At 71.6% G+C, this 18,998-nt stretch carries 15 protein-coding genes; 1 reads left to right on the plus strand and 14 read right to left on the minus strand.

The genetic code is table 11. The features are described 5' to 3' along the window. Window positions 1–121 precede the first annotated feature (121 nt). Complete coding sequence (locus OG553_RS05685; protein WP_405977923.1) at window positions 122–865, plus strand: PIG-L deacetylase family protein; 744 nt, start codon at window positions 122–124, stop codon at window positions 863–865. Window positions 866–944: 79 nt separating this feature from the next. On the opposite strand, the gene OG553_RS05690 is transcribed toward OG553_RS05685, so the two are convergent. From OG553_RS05690 to fusA, 14 genes are all read right to left on the minus strand, one after another. Beyond that, window positions 945–1,622 carry a maleylpyruvate isomerase family mycothiol-dependent enzyme gene (locus tag OG553_RS05690; protein ID WP_405982969.1) on the minus strand — a complete coding sequence of 226 codons (678 nt, stop codon included), beginning with the start codon at window positions 1,620–1,622 and terminating at the stop codon, window positions 945–947. Between the two features lie 14 nt (window positions 1,623–1,636). Continuing rightward, window positions 1,637–3,043, minus strand: coding sequence for an adenosylhomocysteinase (gene ahcY, locus OG553_RS05695; protein ID WP_405977924.1), 1,407 nt, complete (start codon window positions 3,041–3,043; stop codon window positions 1,637–1,639). Window positions 3,044–3,078: 35 nt separating this feature from the next. Continuing rightward, entirely contained in the window at window positions 3,079–6,534 is a 3,456-nt protein-coding gene (gene metH, locus OG553_RS05700) for a methionine synthase (RefSeq protein ID WP_405977925.1), read from the minus strand. Further along, window positions 6,531–7,514, minus strand: a complete 984-nt coding sequence (locus OG553_RS05705) for a carbohydrate kinase family protein (RefSeq protein ID WP_405977926.1) — start codon at window positions 7,512–7,514, stop codon at window positions 6,531–6,533. The genes metH and OG553_RS05705 overlap by 4 nt, the downstream gene beginning before the upstream one ends. A gap of 1 nt (window position 7,515) precedes the next feature. Further along, window positions 7,516–8,724 (minus strand): methionine adenosyltransferase, encoded by a 1,209-nt coding sequence (gene metK / locus OG553_RS05710; RefSeq protein WP_405977927.1) that lies wholly within the window; start codon window positions 8,722–8,724, stop codon window positions 7,516–7,518. Continuing rightward, window positions 8,721–9,491, minus strand: a complete 771-nt coding sequence (gene acpS, locus OG553_RS05715; protein WP_405977928.1) for a holo-ACP synthase — start codon at window positions 9,489–9,491, stop codon at window positions 8,721–8,723. Before acpS ends, metK begins: the two co-directional genes overlap by 4 nt. 1 nt (window position 9,492) lies before the next feature. Continuing rightward, a complete protein-coding gene (locus OG553_RS05720) occupies window positions 9,493–10,359 on the minus strand; it encodes a hypothetical protein (RefSeq protein WP_405977929.1) in 867 nt (288 codons plus the stop codon). Window positions 10,360–10,391: 32 nt separating this feature from the next. Further along, on the minus strand, window positions 10,392–11,285 hold the full coding sequence (locus OG553_RS05725) for a diiron oxygenase (protein WP_405977930.1): 894 nt from the start codon (window positions 11,283–11,285) through the stop codon (window positions 10,392–10,394). 85 nt (window positions 11,286–11,370) lie between these two features. Beyond that, window positions 11,371–12,417, minus strand: coding sequence for a class I SAM-dependent methyltransferase (locus tag OG553_RS05730; protein ID WP_405977931.1), 1,047 nt, complete (start codon window positions 12,415–12,417; stop codon window positions 11,371–11,373). Further along, entirely contained in the window at window positions 12,414–13,253 is an 840-nt protein-coding gene (locus OG553_RS05735; RefSeq protein ID WP_405977932.1) for a class I SAM-dependent methyltransferase, read from the minus strand. The genes OG553_RS05730 and OG553_RS05735 overlap by 4 nt, the downstream gene beginning before the upstream one ends. A 36-nt stretch (window positions 13,254–13,289) precedes the next feature. Continuing rightward, entirely contained in the window at window positions 13,290–13,796 is a 507-nt protein-coding gene (locus tag OG553_RS05740; protein WP_362469520.1) for a MaoC family dehydratase, read from the minus strand. A 102-nt stretch (window positions 13,797–13,898) separates the two neighbouring features. Beyond that, on the minus strand, window positions 13,899–15,068 hold the full coding sequence (locus OG553_RS05745; protein ID WP_405977933.1) for a trans-sulfuration enzyme family protein: 1,170 nt from the start codon (window positions 15,066–15,068) through the stop codon (window positions 13,899–13,901). A 180-nt stretch (window positions 15,069–15,248) separates the two neighbouring features. Further along, the gene (locus OG553_RS05750; protein ID WP_405977934.1) at window positions 15,249–16,697 is read right to left on the minus strand and encodes an MFS transporter; all 1,449 of its coding nucleotides are present in this window, start codon (window positions 16,695–16,697) and stop codon (window positions 15,249–15,251) included. 211 nt (window positions 16,698–16,908) lie between these two features. Further along, the gene (gene fusA / locus OG553_RS05755) at window positions 16,909–18,948 is read right to left on the minus strand and encodes an elongation factor G (RefSeq protein WP_405977935.1); all 2,040 of its coding nucleotides are present in this window, start codon (window positions 18,946–18,948) and stop codon (window positions 16,909–16,911) included. Between the last annotated feature and the right edge of the window lie 50 nt (window positions 18,949–18,998).

The following is an 18,998-nucleotide window of genomic DNA, read 5'->3' on the forward strand; positions in this document are numbered from 1 at the left end:
GCGCGTGGTTCCCTCGACGATGTGGAGCAGTGAAGTCTGCGAGTGGCGTAGAGGCGACATGTCGCGAGTACGCCAAAGGAGCCGCCTTGCGGCCGGTGCCCGCGCCCAACAGGCTGATCACATGGAACACTTCGCGACCGATCGCATAGACCGCAGCGCCCCCGAATCCCTGCTGGTCGTGGCCGCGCACCCGGACGACATCGAGTTCTGCGTCAGCGGGACGGTCATGCGGTGGATCGCGCAGGGCACCACCCGGGTGACGTACTGCATCGTCACCGACGGCGGTGCGGGCGGCTACGACGAGCAGCTCCCGCGCCAGGCCATGGGGGACCTGCGCCGCGCCGAACAGGTCCACTCGGCCAAGCGCAGCGGCGTCGACGACGTCCGCTTCCTCGGCTACCCCGACAGCTACGTCGAGGCGAGCGTGGAGCTGCGCCGGGACCTGTGCCGGGTGATCCGGCAGGTCCGGCCGCAGCGTGCCGTCATCCCGAGCCCGGAGATCAACTGGGGCCGGATCGCGGACCTGCATCCCGACCACCGGGCGGTGGGCGACGCCGCGCTGCGGGCCGTCTACCCCGAGGCGCGCAATCCGTTCGCGCACCCCGAGCTCCTCAAGGAGGAGGGCCTGGAGCCGTGGATCGTGCCGGAGCTGTGGCTGATGACCGGGCCGACGCCCAACCAGTACATCGACGTCACCCCCGTGTTCGACCTCAAGGTCGAGGCCCTGCGCATCCATACCTCCCAGACCGCGCACTTCGACGACCTGGCGGGGCTGCTGCGGGAGTGGCTGGGCGAGCACGCCAAGGCGGCGGGGCTGCCCCCGGGCCGGATGGCGGAGGCCTTCCAGGTCGTCAGGATCGAGTGACCGGGGGGGCGGTCGGGCCGGGGCCGGGTCGCGTGCGCCGTGTGGGGCGTACGGGACCCGGCCGTCGTGCTGTCCGGGGTCACCGGTAGATGAGCAGTTCCGCCTCGGCCGCGCCCGCCAGTTCGTAGCGGGTCGCGACCAGGGGGCGGCCGGAGTAGAGGCGGATCAGTGTCGCCGCGTCCCCCCGGAAGCGGGCCGGTGCCCGGCCGGGCACCTCGTTGCCCAGGACCAGCGGGCCACCGGGGGCACCGATGTCGGCGACCAGCCGGGGGGTCTCCCGCTTGCGGCTGACCGTCCGCAGCAGCGGCAGGGCCAGCGGCAGGCTGTCGCCGGCGTACTCCCCGGGCTCCCCGAACGCCGCGCGGACGTCGCCCGCGTGGATCCACTCCCCCAGGGCGACCGCGTCGAGCGTGCCGTCGCCCCCGGCGATGACCGGACCGGCCTCGGTGAGCCCGCGTTCCAGCTCGTCCACGATCCGGGCGACGGGCCAGTCCACGCGCTCGGCCACGTCGGCGGCGTTGGCGGCGGGCAGGAAGACCCCTTCCTCCAGCCGGCCCTCCACGATGCGGATCAGCGCGGCCGCGCAGTGCGCGAGGACGTCCCTGGCGGTCCACCCCGGGCAGGCGGTCCGGAGCCCGTACGCCGCTTCGGGCGTACGCCGCAACAGCGGTACGAGCGCGTCCCGTTCGGTGCGCAGCAGCCGGTCGGGGAGCCAGGGGTCGCGCACGTCGGCGTCGGCTTCCACGGCCGCTTCCACGATGGCCACGGCCGTCAGTAGCGGTAGTGGTCGGGCTTGTACGGGCCCTCGACCTTGACGCCGATGTACGCGGCCTGCTCCGGGCGCAGGGTGGTGAGCTTGACGCCCAGCGCGTCCAGGTGGAGGCGGGCGACCTTCTCGTCGAGGTGCTTGGGGAGCACGTACACGTCGGTCGGGTACTCGGACGGCTTGGTGAAGAGCTCGATCTGGGCCAGGGTCTGGTCCGCGAAGGAGTTCGACATCACGAACGAGGGGTGGCCGGTCGCGTTGCCCAGGTTCAGCAGGCGGCCCTCGGACAGCACGATCAGGATCTTGCCGTCGGGGAACTTCCAGGTGTGGACCTGCGGCTTGACCTCGTCCTTGACGATGCCCTCGATCTTCGCCAGACCGGCCATGTCGATCTCGTTGTCGAAGTGGCCGATGTTGCCCACGATCGCCTGGTGCTTCATCTTGGCCATGTCCGAGGCCATGATGATGTCCTTGTTGCCCGTGGTCGTGATGAAGATGTCCGCGATCTCCACCACGTCGTCCAGCGTGGCCACCTGGTAGCCGTCCATCGCCGCCTGCAGCGCGCAGATCGGGTCGATCTCCGTGACGATGACGCGCGCACCCTGGCCGCGCAGCGACTCCGCACAGCCCTTGCCGACGTCGCCGTAACCGCACACGACCGCGACCTTGCCGCCGATCAGCACGTCGGTCGCGCGGTTGATGCCGTCGATCAGCGAGTGCCGGCAGCCGTACTTGTTGTCGAACTTCGACTTCGTGACGGCGTCGTTCACGTTGATCGCCGGGAACAGGAGGGCGCCGGCCTGGTGCATCTCGTAGAGGCGGTGGACACCGGTGGTGGTCTCCTCCGTCACGCCCCGGATGTCCGACGCCATCTGCGTCCAGTTGAGGGTGGAGCGGCCCAGCAGTTCGAGGACGAAGCCCATCTCCTCGTTGTCGGCGGTCGACGGGTCGGGAACGGCCCCGGCCTTCTCGAACTCGACGCCCTTGTGGACGAGGAGGGTGGCGTCACCACCGTCGTCCAGGATCATGTTCGGGCCGGCGTGGCCGGGCCAGGTCAGCGCCTGCTCCGTGCACCACCAGTACTCCTCCAGCGTCTCGCCCTTCCAGGCGAACACCGGGATCCCGGCGGCCGCGATGGCGGCGGCGGCGTGGTCCTGCGTCGAGTAGATGTTGCAGGACACCCAGCGGACCTCGGCGCCGAGGGCGACGAGGGTCTCGATCAGGACGGCGGTCTGGACCGTCATGTGCAGGGAGCCGGTGATGCGGGCGCCGGCCAGCGGCTGCGCCTCGGCGTACTCCTCGCGGATCGACATGAGACCCGGCATCTCGTGCTCGGCCAGGGTGATCTCCTTGCGGCCGAAAGCGGCAAGGGAAAGGTCCGCGACCTTGAAGTCCGTGAACCCGTCAGACATGGGATGTGCTCCTTGAACTCGTCCGGCGCCGGAGGTCATCGGCGGCCTCCGGCATTGAAGTAGCCGGCCTCGGGGTGGTGGATGACGATGGCGTCGGTGGACTGCTCGGGGTGCAGCTGGAACTCCTCGGAGAGCTGGACGCCGATCCGCTCCGGCCGGAGCAGGTCGGCGATCTTCGCCCGGTCCGCCAGTTCGGGGCAGGCCGGGTAGCCGAGGGAGTAGCGGCAGCCCTGGTACTCGGTGCGGAACATGCCGTCCATGGCTGCCGGGTCGGAGCCCGCGATGCCCAGTTCGGCGCGGACCCGGGCGTGCCAGTACTCGGCGAGGGCTTCGGCGAGCTGGACGGAGAGGCCGTGCAGTTCCAGGTACTCGCGGTAGGAGTCGGACTCGAAGAGCTTGGCCGTGGCCCCGCCGATCCTCGACCCGACGGTGACCACCTGGAAGCCGACGACGTCGATCTCGCCCGAGTCGTCCGGGCGTACGAAGTCGGACAGGCAGAGCCTGCGGCCGCGGCGCTGGCGCGGGAAGGTGAAGCGGGTCCGCTCTCCCCCGTCCTCGTCGAGGACGATCAGGTCCTCGCCCTTGGAGACGCAGGGGAAGTAGCCGTAGACCACGGCCGCTTCCAGGAGCCGCTCGGTGTGCATCCGGTCCAGCCAGCCGCGCAGCCTGGGCCGGCCCTCCGTCTCGATGGAGCCCGCGTCCTTGAGGCCCCACTGGCCCTTGAAGAGCGCCTGCTCGTCGAGCCAGCCCGCGTACTCCTTGAGCTGGATGCCCTTGACGACCCGGGTTCCGAGGAACGGCGGCTCGGGCACCGGGTTGTCGACGGCCACGTCGGAGCGGCCGCCGGTCTCCGGCTCGTGGACTTCGAGGACGGCCGCCCTCGGCGGTACGCGGCGCTGCTTGAGGGGCGGGAGTTCGGCGCCGGGGACTCCGCGCTTGACGGCGATGAGGGCGTCCATCAGCCGCAGGCCCTCGAACGCGTCACGCGCGTAGCGGACCTCGCCCTCGTAGATCTCGTGGAGGTCCTGCTCGACGTAGGCGCGGGTCAGCGCCGCGCCGCCGAGGATCACCGGGTAGTCGGCCGCCAGCTTGCGCTGGTTGAGCTCCTCCAGGTTCTCCTTCATGATCACCGTCGACTTCACCAGGAGCCCGGACATGCCGATCACGTCGGCCTTGTGCTCCTGCGCCGCCTCCAGGATCGCCGACACCGGCTGCTTGATGCCGATGTTCACCACGTTGTAGCCGTTGTTGGTCAAGATGATGTCGACGAGGTTCTTGCCGATGTCGTGGACGTCCCCGCGGACCGTGGCCAGGACGATGGTGCCCTTGCCGTCGGCATCGGTCTTCTCCATGTGCGGCTCCAGGTAGGCCACCGCGGTCTTCATCACCTCGGCGGACTGGAGGACGAACGGGAGCTGCATCTGCCCGGAGCCGAACAGCTCACCGACGACCTTCATGCCCTCCAGGAGGGTGTCGTTGACGATGTCCAGGGCCGGACGGGTTTCGAGGGCCTCGTCGAGGTCGGCCTCCAGGCCGTTCTTCTCCCCGTCGATGATCCGCCGCTGCAGCCGCTCGTCCAGCGGCAGCGCCAGGAGCTCCTCGGCACGGCCGGCCTTCAGCGACTTGGTGTTCACCCCCTCGAACAGGGCCATCAGCTTCTGCAGCGGGTCGTAGTCGCCCTCACGCCGGTCGTAGATCAGATCGAGAGCCGTGTTGACCTGCTCCTCGTCGAACCGGGCGATCGGCAGGATCTTCGACGCGTGCACGATCGCCGAATCCAGACCCGCCTTCACACACTCGTCCAGGAAGACCGAGTTCAGCAGCACGCGGGCCGCCGGGTTCAGCCCGAAGGAGATGTTCGACAGACCCAGCGTCGTCTGCACATCCGGGTGGCGGCGCTTCAGCTCGCGGATCGACTCGATCGTCGCGATCCCGTCCTTGCGGGACTCCTCCTGCCCCGTGCAGATCGTGAACGTCAGGGTGTCGATCAGGATGTCCGACTCCCGGATCCCCCAGTTACCCGTCAGATCCTCGATCAGCCGTTCCGCGATCGCGACCTTGTGCTCGACCGTGCGGGCCTGGCCCTCCTCATCGATCGTCAGCGCGATCAGCGCCGCCCCGTGCTCCTGCGCCAGACGCGTCACCTTCGCGAAACGCGACTCCGGCCCGTCACCGTCCTCGTAGTTGACCGAGTTGATGACCGCACGCCCGCCCAGCTTCTCCAGACCCGCCCGGATCACCGGAACCTCGGTCGAGTCCAGCACGATCGGCAGCGTCGAAGCCGTCGCGAAACGCCCCGCCAGCTCCTGCATGTCCGCGACACCGTCACGGCCCACGTAGTCCACGCACAGGTCCAGCATGTGCGCGCCCTCACGGATCTGGTCCCGCGCCATCTCCACACAGTCGTCCCAGCGCGCGTCCAGCATCGCCTCACGGAACTTCTTCGACCCGTTCGCGTTGGTGCGCTCGCCGATCGCCATGTAGGAGGTGTCCTGCCGGAACGGCACCGTCTGGTACAGCGACGCCGCACCCGGCTCCGGCTGCGGAGTGCGCTCAGTAACCGCCGTACCCCTCACCCGCTCCACGACCTGCCGCAGGTGCTCCGGCGTCGTACCGCAGCAGCCGCCGACGAGGGAGAGGCCGTACTCACGGACGAAGCCCTCCTGCGCGTCCGCCAGCTCCGCCGGTGACAGGGGGTAGTGCGCGCCGTCCTTCGTCAGGACCGGCAGGCCGGCGTTGGGCATGCACGAGAGCGGGATCCGCGAGTGCCGCGCCAGATAGCGCAGGTGCTCGCTCATCTCCGCGGGGCCGGTCGCGCAGTTCAGGCCGATCATGTCGATCCCGAGCGGCTCCAGCGCCGTCAGCGCCGCACCGATCTCCGAACCGAGCAGCATCGTGCCGGTCGCCTCCACGGTGACCTGCACGATCAGCGGGAGGTCCCCCATGCCGCACCAGTCCAGGGCCTGCCGTGCGCCGATGACGGCGGCCTTGGTCTGGAGGAGGTCCTGGGTGGTCTCGACGAGCAGCGCGTCCGCGCCGCCGCGGATCAGGCCCTCGGCGCTCTGCCGGTAGGCCTCGCGCAGCGGGTCGTACGTCACGTGTCCGAGGGTGGGCAGCTTGGTGCCCGGTCCCATGGAGCCCAGCACCCAGCGGGGGCGGCCGTCGAGGGCGGTGTGCGCGTCCGCGGATGCGCGGGCGATGCGGGCTCCGGCCTCGGAGAGTTCGTAGACCTTGTCCTCGATGCCGTATTCGGCGAGCGCGGACAGGTTGCTGCCGAAGGTGTTGGTCTCGACGCAGTCCACGCCGACCGCGAAGTACTCGTCGTGGACCGAGCGGACGATGTCGGGGCGGGTGAGGTTGAGGACCTCGTTGCAGCCCTCCAGGCCGAGGAAGTCGTCGAGCGAGGGGTCGGCGGCCTGGAGCATGGTGCCCATGGCGCCGTCCGCGACGACGACGCGCGTCGCGAGCTCCTCCCACAGTGACCGTCTCATTCCAGGGCCTCCAGGTGTGTGGACAGTTCCGTCACGGCGGCCGGGCCGTACGCGGTGCGGATCCGGGCCAGCAGCGGTTCCCGCTCCAGGCGGTACTCCTGGGTGCCGGTGTGGTCGAGTACGGTCGCGGCGACCGCGCAGCCGAGGCGGGCCGCGTTCCGCTCGGTCAGGCCCCAGGCCGTGCCGGCGAGGAAGCCGGCCCGGAAGGCGTCGCCGACGCCCGTCGGGTCGACGACCTCCGCGACCGGTACGGCGGGCACGGTGAGCGGGTCGCGTCCGGCCGTGCGGATCCGTACGCCGTCCTCGCCGCAGGTGGTGACCCAGGAGCCGACCCGTCGCAGGACCTGCTCCTCGGTGAGTCCGGACCGCTCGCACAGCAGGGCGGACTCGTACTCGTTGGTGAACAGCCGCTGTGCGCCGTCGACCAGTTCCCGCACCTCGTCGCGGTCGAGCCGGGCGAGCTGCTGGGAGGGGTCGGAGGCGAAGGGGATGCCGAGTTCGCGGCAGCCCCGGGTGTGGCGGAGCATGGCCCCGGGGTCGTCCGGGGAGACCAGGACCAGGTCCGGGCGGCCGTTGCGGGCGACGATCTCCCGCAGGTCGATCTCGCGGGCCTCGGCCATCGCGCCCGCGTAGAAGGTCGCGATCTGGTTCTGCTCCCGGTCGGTGGTGCAGACGAAGCGGGCGGTGTGGCGGGTGTCGCTGACCCGTACGGAGTCGGTGTCGACGCCGTGGTCCTTGAGCCACACCCGGTACGGCTCGAAGTCCCCGCCGACCGCGCCCACCAGTGTCGGGCGCAGTCCCAGTACGCCCAGTCCGAAGGCGATGTTCGCCGCCACCCCGCCCCGCCGCACTTCCAGGTCGTCGGCGAGGAACGACAGGGAGACCCGGTCCAGCCGGTCCGCGATGAGCTGGTCCGCGAACCGGCCGGGGAAGGTCATCAGGTGATCGGTCGCGATGGATCCGGTGACAGCGATTCGCATGTCAGACCCCGGCTGCCTTGCGCAGCGCGTGCACCCGGTCGGTGCGCTCCCAGGTGAAGTCCGGGAGCTCGCGGCCGAAGTGGCCGTAGGCGGCGGTCTGGGCGTAGATCGGCCGGAGCAGGTCGAGGTCGCGGACGATCGCGGCCGGGCGGAGGTCGAAGACCTCGGAGACGGCTTCCTGGATCCGCTCGTCGGGCAGGGTGCCGGTGCCGAAGGTCTCGACGAAGAGGCCGACGGGCTCGGCCTTGCCGATGGCGTAGGCGACCTGGACCTCGCAGCGTGCGGCCAGGCCGGCGGCGACCACGTTCTTCGCGACCCAGCGCATGGCGTACGCGGCCGAGCGGTCCACCTTCGACGGGTCCTTGCCGGAGAAGGCGCCGCCGCCGTGGCGGGCCATGCCGCCGTACGTGTCGATGATGATCTTGCGGCCGGTGAGGCCGGCGTCGCCCATCGGGCCGCCGATCTCGAAGCGGCCGGTCGGGTTCACCAGCAGGCGGTAGCCCTCGGTGTCCAGCTTGATGCCGTCCTCGGCGAGCTGCGCGAGCACGTGCTCGACGACGAACTCCCGGATGTCCGGGGTGAGGAGGGAGTCGAGGTCGATGTCGGCGGCGTGCTGGGTGGAGACCACCACGGTGTCGAGGCGGACGGCCTTGGCGCCGTCGTACTCGATGGTGACCTGCGTCTTGCCGTCGGGGCGCAGGTAGGGGATCTTCCCGTCCTTGCGGACCTCGGTGAGGCGGCGCGAGAGCCGGTGCGCGATGTGGATCGGCAGCGGCATCAGTTCGGGCGTCTCGTCCGTGGCGTAGCCGAACATCAGGCCCTGGTCGCCGGCGCCCTGCTTGTCGAGCTCGTCGCCCTCGCCCTCGACGCGCTGCTCGTAGGCGGTGTCGACGCCCTGGGCGATGTCCGGGGACTGGGCTCCGATGGACACCGAGACGCCGCAGGAGGCGCCGTCGAAGCCCTTCTTGGAGGAGTCGTAGCCGATGTCGAGGATGGCTCCGCGGACGAGTTCGGCGATGGGCGCGTACGCGGTCGTGGTGACCTCGCCGGCGATGTGGACCTGGCCGGTGGTGATGAGGGTCTCGACGGCGACGCGGGAGGTGGGGTCCTCGCGCAGGAGCGCGTCGAGGATCGTGTCGCTGATCCGGTCGGCGATCTTGTCGGGGTGGCCCTCGGTGACGGACTCGGAGGTGAACAGCCGCTTGCTCATGCCTGGCCCACCTTGGCGGAGAAGAAGTGGGTGCGGATGGCGTCGAGGGTGCGGATCTCGTCGACTTCCAGGGTCTCCAGCTGGATGGCGCGGCCGCTGTGCTGCTCCAGCAGGAAGACGAACTCGACGAAGGACAGGGAGTCGATCAGCCGGGTCTCGATGAGGTCGAGGTCGCCGGCGATGTCGTCGAGCTCCTCGTGGCGGGCGAGGAGCCAGTTCTTCACGAGCTGCAGACCGTCGGACATGGTGTCTCTCCTTGAAGTGCTGTGTACGGGTGGGGTGGGGGGCGCGGGTTCGGGCTCCGGGGCGGGGCCCGGCGCCGGGAGGGGCTCCGGGACGGCGAGCGGGTCGAGCACGGGGGCGGCGACCGCCACCGCGTAGTCCACGTCGTGGCTGATGGTCACGGTGATCCCGGCGATGCCGGACCGTTCGGCCATCTCGGCCGCGGAGCGGTGGAGTTCGACGAGCGGCCAGCCGCCTTCGGAGCGCCGCACGATGATGTCCCGCCAGGGCAGGAACACGGCGCGGACGCGCAGGGTCTTGAACGCCGCTTCCTTGGCGGCGATCCGCCCGCACAGGCTCAGTACGTCGAGCTTGGCGGAGGTACGGCAGTCGGCGATTTCGCCGGGGGTGAGCATGCGCTGGAAGAAGTCCTCGCCGTAGAGGCGCAGGAGCCGGCGGACACGGGTGACGGACACGATGTCCATGCCGAGGTTCGCCCAGCCCAGGCCGCCCGCCGGCGGGGCGGCGACGGGTCGGGTCGGCACCTCAGATCGCCGGCCCGGCCGCGTTCGCGCGCAGGACCGCGGCGGTCGCCGCACCCCAGCTGCCGTGGCGGCGGGTGAGCGCGGACAGCCAGCGCTCCAGGCCGAAGGCGACGCAGCTGGTGAAGGCGGGGCCGCCGCCGGAGGCGAGGGGGATCTCGCACCGGTCGCCGAAGAAGTTGCGGTGGGTGTTGACCGAGGCGATCGCGAGGTCCTCGTAGAGGAACTCGTGCTTGACCGGGGTCAGGCGCTGGAGGACGGCCTTGGAGCTGCCCTTGTCGAAGAAGGGGTCGCAGGCGGCCTCGCGGCTCAGCGGCAGGTCCAGGGCCTCGGCGAAGGCGTTGATCCGCCGGGTGAAGGTGGCCAGGTGCTGTTCGGCGTGCTCGCGGGTGCCGATGGCGACGATCTCCCGCATGCGGAAGCCGAGCTGGCGGCGCAGTCCCTCGTAGTGGGCCTCCTTGCGGAAGCACCAGCCGACCACGGTGACGAGCTCGTCGTCGGCGGCCGGGCGGCCCTGGTGGTCGATGTAGACGGCGTAACAGGACGCGGAGGGCAGGCCGAGGGCGGCCGGTTCCAGCGCGTCACAGGGGAAGCAGCCGGTGTCGGTGGAGAACTCGCTGGTCTCCCGGACGTCCAGGTTCAGCGGGGCCGCTACGACGGCCTGGTGCGGGAAGTTGTCGTAGTAGTCGAGCCGGGCCAGGTCGGCGGCCGGCAGCAGCGGGGGCATGGTCATCGACCGTGCGCCCGCCTGGACGCCCCAGCTCTCGAACGTGTCGTCGAGCAGTCTCAGCAGGGCGGTGCCCTCGGGGCCGAGCGACGGCAGGCCCCGGGTGTCGGTGGCGGCGGCGGTGGCGGTGGTCATGGCGGTCATGGGGAGTCACCTCTCGGACGGCGGTGGGCCTCTCAGACGACGGGCAGGACGTCGTCCGTGAAGATCCCGGTCTTCAGGAAGAATCCGAGCGGCTTGCGGATGGTCTTGCGCTCGAAGGGCCGGCGGCGCTCGTCGGCGACCAGTGCGTTGCGCAGGCCCACCGGGTCGGCGATGCCGGCGTCGCGGTAGACGTGCGGGTTGTAGAGGGAGTTGAGGCTGTAGACGACGTACCGCTTGAGGTACGCCTCGACCTCGGCGACGCGGGCGGCGGGGACGGCCTCGCGCATGCGGTCGAAGAGCAGCGAGACCAGTTCGCGGCCGAAGGCGATGTGCCGGGACTCGTCCTGGTGGTGGATGCGGTTGACCTCGCGGATGGTGTGGCAGAGGTCCTCGTCCCGCGCCATCCGCGTGTTGTAGTGGTCGACGAGCTCTTCGAAGAACAGGATCCGGGCGAAGACCAGGAAGTTCTCCACCTCCGGCTCCCAGGCGGAGTCGGCGCGCAGGGCGGTGGAGCCGTAGATCTTGTCGCCGTAGCGGCGGCAGAACTCGGCGAAGAACCACATGTGCTCGTTCTCCTCACCGATGAAGTGGTGGAAGAAGTCCGAGGGCACCTCGAAGCCGGGCATGTGGATGCGGCCGACGACCTCGATGAGCAGTTCGCGGATGCCGTGCACGTTGAGGCTGTAGAAGTTGATGCTCTCCCACTTGGAGAGGCGCTGGAGGGTCTCCTCGCCGAGCTCCTCGTAGAAGGGGGTGCCGTAGACGGTGAGCAGCTCGGGGGTCATCCACATGCGGCCCTCGTCGAGCTTCTCGGGCCAGTCGAACTGCTGGTAGGGGTTGTAGTACTCCTCGATGGAGCGGTGGCTGAGCCGTTCCAGGACTTCAAGGAACCGGTCGCTGACCGGCAGGGGGGCGCTGACGCCCATGGTGACTCCTCGGGGTGTGGGGTGGTGCCGGGGCCGCCGGGGCGGCCCCCTCGCTGCGCGGACCCGGTGCGGCGGGCCCCGCGGCCTACGGCCGGACTTCGTAGACGGCGTTGACCGGGGTCTCGGTCGCGCGGCGCCAGCGGGTGAAGCCGGCCTCTTCGGCGATGGCGCGGAAGGCCTTCTCGCCGGAGTGGTTGCCGAGCGCGTGGGGGCCGCGCTGGGCGACCGCGACGGGCAGGCACATGACGGCGGAGAGGGCCATGAACATGCGGGCCGCCGGGGTCTGGGTGTCGACGTCGTCGGGCGAGACGTTCGACTCGACGAGCATCCAGGTGCCGTCCGCGTCCAGGGACTTGTGGACGTGCTGGGCGGCGGATACCGGGTCGCCCATGTCGTGCAGGGCGTTGAAGAAGGTGACGAGGTCGTAGCCGGTGCCGGGGTAGTCGTCGGCGGAGGCGACCTCGAAGACGACGCGGTCGGAGAGCCCGGCCTCGTCGGCGAGCTGGCGGGCGATCGAGATGGCCTCTTCGGAGTAGTCGAAGCCGTGGACGGTCGCCTGCGGGAAGGCCTTCGCGATCAGCAGGGTGGTGTGGCCGACGCCGCAGCCGACGTCGGCGACGGTGCCGCCGGCGGCGAGCTTGCCGGTGACCCCGGTGAGGGCGGGCAGCCATTCGGGGACGAGGCGGTGCTCGTAGGTGGGCTGGAAGAAGCTGCCCATGCCGGTGTCGAGGGCCGGGTCGTGCTCGGCCCAGCCGACGCCGTCGCCGGTGCGGTACGCGTCGACGAGGAGGTCTTCGGTGCCGTAGAGGGCCTTGAGGGCGGTGAAGAACCCGGCGGCGAAGGTGACGGCGGTGGGGTCGGCCAGCACGGGGGCGTGGTCGGCGGGCAGCGTGTACGTGCCGGCGCCCGGGTGGCGCTCGACGTAGCCGGCGCTCAGCTGGGCGTGCAGCCACTCCTCGGCGTAGCGGGTGTTGATCCCGGTGCGCTCGGCGAGCTGGGCGGGGGTCAGCGGGCCGGCCTCGGCCAGCGCCCGGTACAGGCCGAGGCGTTCGCCGAGGGCGACGGTCAGGCCGCGTACGGCGGCTCCGGCGTCGCTGATGACGCGCTGGTGGAAGTCGTTGACGGCGGTCATGCTGCCTTCACCTCGGCGGTCGGGAGGTCACAGGTGAACAGGAAGGAGCGCGGGACGCGGGGGACGCTGCGGGCGGGCACCGGGTAGGGCCAGCGGCCGAAGTCGGCGCCGTCCTCGCCGGGCTGGCGGACCTCGCGGACGTCCCAGCCGCATTCGGCGAGGAGGTCCTCGGGGGTCTCCGTGCCGAAGAGCCACGGGTTCCCGTCCTCTTCGAGGCAGTTGAGGAAGGGCCGGGACAGCGGGTTCTGCAGGGCGGCCTTGCTGATGACGTCGCCGAGCAGGACGGATCCGGGCGCGGAGTGGCCGGCCAGGGTGGAGATGAGGCCGCGTACGGCTTCCTCGGGGAGGAAGAAGAGGAGGCCCTCGACGACCCACAGCACGGGCTGGTCGGCGCGCCAGCCGGCTTCCTCCAGGGGGCCGGTCCAGTCCTGGGTGAGGTCGACGGGGACGGTGACGCGGGTGCGTCCGGCGGGGGCCGGCTCGTCGGCGAGCATCTCGGCCTTGGCCTCCAGGAGGGCGGGCCGGTCGAGTTCGTAGACGGTGACGCCGTCGGGCCACGGGAGCCGGTAGAAGCGGGTGTCCATGCCGGCGGCGAGGAACACGACCTGGCGGATGCCGTGTTCCTGGACGGTGCGGACGATCTGCCGGTCCAGGTAGGTGGTGCGGATGGCGAGGAACGGCACGGTGCCGGCGCCGGCGTAGCGCTCCAGCAGGTCGAAGCCGATGGTGTCGGCGACGGTGCGCGCGTAGGGGTCGGCGAACAGCCGGTCCTCGCGCTCGGTTTCCAGGGCCCGCGCGGCGGCGGTCCACTGGGCGGTGCGGGATACGGCCTCCACGGGAGGCTCCCTTCACTCGGCGGGCGGGGGGAAAGGTCAGGCCAGGGAGCGGACGCGGACGACCGGGTCCTCGGCGGCGGCGGGGTGCGGTGCGTCGCACTCGGCGGGCCGCCGCTCGAAGATGCTGTGCAGGATCATGCTGAAGACGACGTTCCCGTCGGCGTCGGCCAGCGTGCACTTGGGCTGGACGACGCCGGTGCGCGGGTTGAACGGCGAGGGGCGCGAGCCCAGGATCTCGACGCGCGCCGTGAGCACGTCCCCGGGGCGGACGGGCCGCAGGTAGCGGATCTCGTCGACGCCGGGGGAGCCGGTACAGGCGCTGTAGGCGAGGAGCCCGTCGACGTAGCGGCGCATGAACATCGAGGCGCTGTGCCAGCCGCTGGCGATCAGGCCGCCGAACGGGGTCTGGGCGGCGAGCGCCGGATCGGTGTGGAAGGGCTGCGGGTCGAAGCGCCTGCCGAACTCCAGCACCTCCTCCGCCGTGACGGTGACGGTGCCCAGTTCGTGGACGTCGCCGGTCCGGAAGTCCTCGAAGTAGCGCATCACGCGACCCCCTTGACGGAGAGGAGTGGTTTCTCTGGCGTGAACCAATCTACGAATCAGCCGATTATTTTGTCAACCCAAAAGAAGACCACAGTGCCTGTTCTATCGCAGCGCCTGCTCGACGTCCTGCCACAGGTCCTCCGGGTCCTCGATGCCGACCGACATCCGCACCAGGCCCGGACCGATCCCGGCGCTCGCCAACGCCGCTTCGTCCAGCTCCCGGTGGGAGGTGCTGGCAGGGTGGGTGACCAGCGTCTCCACACCGCCCAGCGACAGCGCGAGCCGGGCGAGGCGCACCCCTTCGACGAAGGAGCGGCCCGCCTCGCGGCCGCCGCGCAGGTCGAAGGAGAGCAGCCCGCCGCCGCCGGAGAGCACCTTGCGGGCCATGGCGTACGAGGGGTGCGTTCCCAGCCACGGCCAGTGGACGGCCGCCACCGCGGGGTGGGCCGCCAGCCGCTGCGCCAGCAGGCCGGCGTTGGCGCAGTGCTCGCGCATCCGCAGCGGCAGCGTGGCGATCCCGCGCAGCGTCAGCCAGACGGCGAACGGGTCGGCGCTGGCGCCGAGTTCGACCGTGCGCGGCCACAGCTCCCGGCGCAGGGCGTCGTCCGCGAAGACGGCGGCGCCGCCCAGGACGTCGGAGTGCCCGGCGAGGTACTTGGTGGTGGAGTGGAGCACGATGTCGGCGCCGTGCTCGATCGGCCGGCACAGGACGGGCGAGGCGAGGGAGTTGTCCACGGCGCTGATCACCCCGAGGCGCCGGGCCGCCGCCAGCAGGCCGGGCAGGTCGGGGACCTGGCCGGTGGGGTTGGCTATGGTCTCCAGCACCAGCAGCCGGGTGCGCGGCCCGGCGAGCGCCTCGAACTCCCGCGCGTCGTCACCGCTGATGTGGTCGACCCGTACGCCGTAGCGCTCCTTCAGGTCGCTCAGCGCCGCGTACGTCCCCCCATACAGGCAGCGCTGCGCGATCACCTGGTCGCCGGGGCGCAGCAGGGCCAGCAGGACCCCGCTGATGGCGCCCATCCCGGACGCGAAGGCGATGGCCGAGGCCCCGCCCTCCAGCCCGGCGAGGGTGCGCTCCAGGGCCCGCACGGTGGGGTTGCCCCGGCGGCTGTAGACGTAGTCGCCGTCGGGGCCGGCCATGGCCCGCGCCAGGTCGTCGGCGGAGTCGAAGGCGAAGGCGGAGGACTGGACGAGCGGTACGGACAGCGGCCGGCTCGCGGGGACTTCGAGCTCGTGGGCCACGTGCACCGCGCGGGTGCGGATGTCCTTCATCGAGGGTCTGCCTTTCGGTCGGGTACGGGCGCGGCGCCCTGGTACGGGGTCCTGATACGGGGTCCTGGTAGGGGCTCCGGTGCGGGTTCGGGTGCGTCCGGGTGCGGAAAAAAAGGGGTCGCCCGACGTCCGGGGCGGACGTCGGGCGACCCCTTGGGCGAGTGCGGGCGGTCCCGTCCGTCACACCCCCGCCGTCTCGCTGCGCGACGCGGGGGCGTCGGCGGCGGGAGCGGCGGCCGGGGCGGCGGACTTGTCGCCCTTCATCACGAGCAGGGTGATCACCGCGCCGGCGGCGGCGATGACCGCGGCGCCGATGAAGGCGGCACTGAACCCGTCGGTGAGGGCGGGCAGGTTGCCCAGCTCACCGGCGCCCTGGGTGGTGGCGAGCGCGGTCAGCGCGGCCAGGCCGAGGGCGGATCCCACGTTGTAGGTGGTGTTGACGATGCCGGAGGCGAGGCCGGCCTGCTCCTGCGGGGCACCGGACATCGCGGCGATCATCGCCGGGATGTAGGCGAGCGCCATGCCGAGCGCGGCGACGAGCGAGGCGGGCAGGACGTCGACGAGGAAGGTGCCGGTCGGCTCGACGGCGGCCAGCCAGACCAGCCCGGCGGCGAGGGCGAGCAGACCGGTGACGATCAGCGGCTTGGCCCCGAAGCGGCCCATGAGGCGGGCGGTGATGGCCGTCATGAAGATCATCAGCAGCACGGTCATGGGGAGCAGCGCCGCGCCGGAGGCGAAGGCGCCGTAGTTCAGCACCTGCTGGAGGTACAGGTTGAGGAAGTACCACATCGGGATCCAGGCGGCGCCGAGCAGCGTCATCGCGAGGTTGGCCGAGCCCAGGCGCGGGATCCGCCACACGCTGAGCGGCATGAGCGGCTCGCGGACGGTCTTCTGGACCACGAAGAAGAGGGCGAGCAGGACGGCCGCGCCGACGAGCTCCAGCACGGTGGCGGTGGCGCCCCAGCCGACCTCGGGGGCCCGGACGACGGCGAACACGGCGAGCGCGAGGCCGGCGGTGACGGCGACGGCACCGAGGACGTCGACGGAGCCGCGGCGGGACTGGACGGCGGGCAGCAGCTTGGTCGCGGCGAGGGTCGCGACGCCGATCGGGACGTAGATGATGAAGACCCACGGCCAGCTCACCCATTCGGTGAACACGCCGCCGAGGAACACGCCCGCCGTACCGCCGGCGGGGGCGGCCGCACCGTAGAGGGCCATCGCCTTGCCGAGCTCCTTGGGATTGTGCCCGAAGAGCATCATGAGGAGCGTCATCGCCGAGGGCGCGATCAGCGCGCCGCCGACTCCCTGGACGGCCCGGCCGGCGATCTCCACCGAGGCGGTCTGCGCGGCGGCCGCGAGCACCGAGCCCACGATCATGACCACCCAGCCGGTGGCGAAGATCTTGCGGGCGCCGAACAGGTCGGAGAGCCGCCCGCCGAGCAGCAGTAATCCGCCGAAGACGATGACGTAGGCGTTGAAGACCCACTGGAGCTCGCCCTGGGAAAAGCCCAGGTCCTTCTGCATCTCGGGGAGCGCGACCCCGATGATCGAGGTGTCCATGATGACCATGAACTGAGCGGCGGCAAGCACGCCAAGTGCCCACCAGCGCCGGGGATTGACGGTTGACATTGCCCTGACCCTCCTCTGCCATATACCCCTGGGGGGTACCTTCGCGTAGCAACGTAGCATACCCATGGGGGGTATGTAAGGGCGGTGTCGGAACGCCGGTGGAAAGCGACTCGGGCGGGTGGGAACGGGCTCGGGCGGCGCGGAAACGGCCTCGGGCCCCGTCCCGGCCGAAGCCGGGACGGGGCCCGAGGGTGGTGCGCGCCGCGCCGTACTAGCGGGCGGTCAGGGTCGCCGCCACCGCCGCGGGGACGGGCGCCAGGCCCGCCGGGCGGCTGGTGAAGCCGCCCCGGCCCTGGGTGCGGCCGCGCAGCCGGGACGCGTACCCGAACAGCTCGGCCAGCGGCACCGTCGCCGTGACCACCGTGGTCCCGGCCTGCCCGGCCGAGCCCGTGACCCGGCCGCGGCGGGCGGCGAGGTCCCCGAGGACCGCGCCGACGCCCTCGTCCGGAACGGTCACCGTGACCTCCGCGACCGGCTCCAGCAGCTCCACCCCGCAGGTGCGCAGGGCGTCGCGCAGCGCGAACCGGCCGGCCGCGCGGAACGCCATCTCCGAGGAGTCCTTGGAGTGGGTCGCCCCGTCGGTCAGGACCACCCGCACACCGGTCACCGGATGCCCGCCGAGCGGACCCTCGGCGAGGGCGTCACGGCAGCCCGCCTCCACGGCCCGCGCGTACTCCTGCGGCACCCGGCCGCCGGTGACCGCCGAGCGGAACTCGAAACCGGGCTCCTCCAGCGGCTCCACGTCGAGCACGACGTGCGCGAACTGGCCCGCGCCGCCGTCCTGTTTGACGTGCCGGTACACGAAACCGGTCACCCCGCGCACGACGGTCTCCCGGTAGGAGACCCGCGGCCGGCCCACGACGACCTCCACCCCGTGGAGCCGGCGCACCTTCTCCACCGCCACCTCCAGGTGCAGCTCGCCCAGCCCCGACAGCACGGTCTGCCCGGTCTCCGCATCGGTCCGCACCACCAGGGAGGGGTCCTCCTCGGCGAGCCGGGCCAGCGCGGTGGCCAGCCGCCCGGTGTCCGTACCCCGGCCCGCCTCGACCGCGACCGACACCACCGGGTCCGCCACCACGGGCGGTTCGAGCAGCAGCGGGGCCTCCGGCGCGCACAGGCTGGTGCCCGCCCGCGCCGCCTTCAGCCCGACGACGGCGACGATGTCACCGGCCACCGCCTCCTCCCGCTCCTCGTGCCGGTCGGCCTGCACGCGCAGGATCCGCCCGACGCGTTCGGTCCGGCCCGTGGCCGGGTCCAGTACGGAGTCCCCCTTGCGCAGGGTCCCCGCGTAGACCCGCAGGTAGGTGAGCCGTCCGGTCGTCGTCGCCGTCACCTTGAAGGCGAGCGCCGCCAGCGGCTCCGCCGGGTCGGCGGCCCGCTCCCGCACCGGCGGCATGTCGCCCGGGGCGGGCAGGTACGCCACCACGGCGTCGAGCAGCGGCTCGATGCCCCGGTTGCGGTACGCCGAACCGCAGAGCACGACCACCGCGTCCCCGGCGAGGGTCAGCTCGCGCAGGGCGCGGACCAGCACCGGCTCGCTCAGCGCGCCGCCGTCGCAGAACTCCTCCAGGGCCTCCGCGTGGAGTCCGGCCACCGTCTCCTCCAGCAGCCGGCGCCTGCGCCGGGCCTCCTCCAGCAGCGTCCCGGGGACGGGCAGCGTCTCGTACGAGCCGTCACCCGCGGTCCACAGCAGCGCGCGCATCCGCAGCAGGTCGACGACGCCGGTGAAACCGTCCTCCCGGCCGACCGGCAGCTGCACGACCAGGGGGACCGCGCCGAGCCGCTCCCGGATGGAGGCGACGGCCGTGTCGAGGTCGGCGCCCGCCCGGTCCAGCTTGTTGACGAACGCGATCCTCGGCACGCCGTGCCGGTCCGCCTGCCGCCACACGGACTCGCTCTGCGGCTCGACCCCGGCGACGGCGTCGAAGACCGCGACCGCCCCGTCGAGCACCCGCAGGGAGCGCTCGACCTCGTCGGCGAAGTCCACGTGGCCCGGCGTGTCGATCAGGTTGACCCGGTGGCCGTCCCAGGCGCAGCTGACGGCCGCCGCGAAGATGGTGATGCCGCGGTCGCGTTCCTGGGGGTCGTAGTCGGTGACGGTGGTGCCCTCGTGGACCTCGCCGCGCTTGTGGATGGCGCCGGTGGCGAAGAGGATCCGCTCGGTGACGGTGGTCTTGCCGGCGTCGACGTGGGCGAGGATGCCGAGGTTCCGCACGGCGGTGTTGGTGGTGGTGTGGGGTTCGGTGCGCATGGCCCGGGCCTTTCGGTGCCTGGGGTGGAAGAGGGCGGCGCGATTCCCGG

The organism is Streptomyces sp. NBC_00158 (assembly GCF_045160885.1).
Taxonomy (GTDB): Bacteria; Actinomycetota; Actinomycetes; order Streptomycetales; family Streptomycetaceae; genus Streptomyces.

Bases quoted from the DNA above. Each gene is read 5' to 3' on its own strand.
- OG553_RS05750 (WP_405977934.1), bottom strand. From the start codon at position 16,697: ATGTCAACCGTCAATCCCCGGCGCTGGTGGGCACTTGGCGTGCTTGCC.
- OG553_RS05740 (WP_362469520.1), bottom strand. From the start codon at position 13,796: ATGCGCTACTTCGAGGACTTCCGGACCGGCGACGTCCACGAACTGGGC.
- OG553_RS05745 (WP_405977933.1), bottom strand. From the start codon at position 15,068: ATGAAGGACATCCGCACCCGCGCGGTGCACGTGGCCCACGAGCTCGAA.
- OG553_RS05685 (WP_405977923.1), top strand. From the start codon at position 122: ATGGAACACTTCGCGACCGATCGCATAGACCGCAGCGCCCCCGAATCC.
- metK (WP_405977927.1), bottom strand. From the start codon at position 8,724: ATGAGCAAGCGGCTGTTCACCTCCGAGTCCGTCACCGAGGGCCACCCC.
- metH (WP_405977925.1), bottom strand. From the start codon at position 6,534: ATGAGACGGTCACTGTGGGAGGAGCTCGCGACGCGCGTCGTCGTCGCG.
- fusA (WP_405977935.1), bottom strand. From the start codon at position 18,948: ATGCGCACCGAACCCCACACCACCACCAACACCGCCGTGCGGAACCTC.
- OG553_RS05705 (WP_405977926.1), bottom strand. From the start codon at position 7,514: ATGCGAATCGCTGTCACCGGATCCATCGCGACCGATCACCTGATGACC.
- OG553_RS05725 (WP_405977930.1), bottom strand. From the start codon at position 11,285: ATGGGCGTCAGCGCCCCCCTGCCGGTCAGCGACCGGTTCCTTGAAGTC.
- ahcY (WP_405977924.1), bottom strand. From the start codon at position 3,043: ATGTCTGACGGGTTCACGGACTTCAAGGTCGCGGACCTTTCCCTTGCC.
- OG553_RS05720 (WP_405977929.1), bottom strand. From the start codon at position 10,359: ATGACCGCCATGACCACCGCCACCGCCGCCGCCACCGACACCCGGGGC.
- OG553_RS05730 (WP_405977931.1), bottom strand. From the start codon at position 12,417: ATGACCGCCGTCAACGACTTCCACCAGCGCGTCATCAGCGACGCCGGA.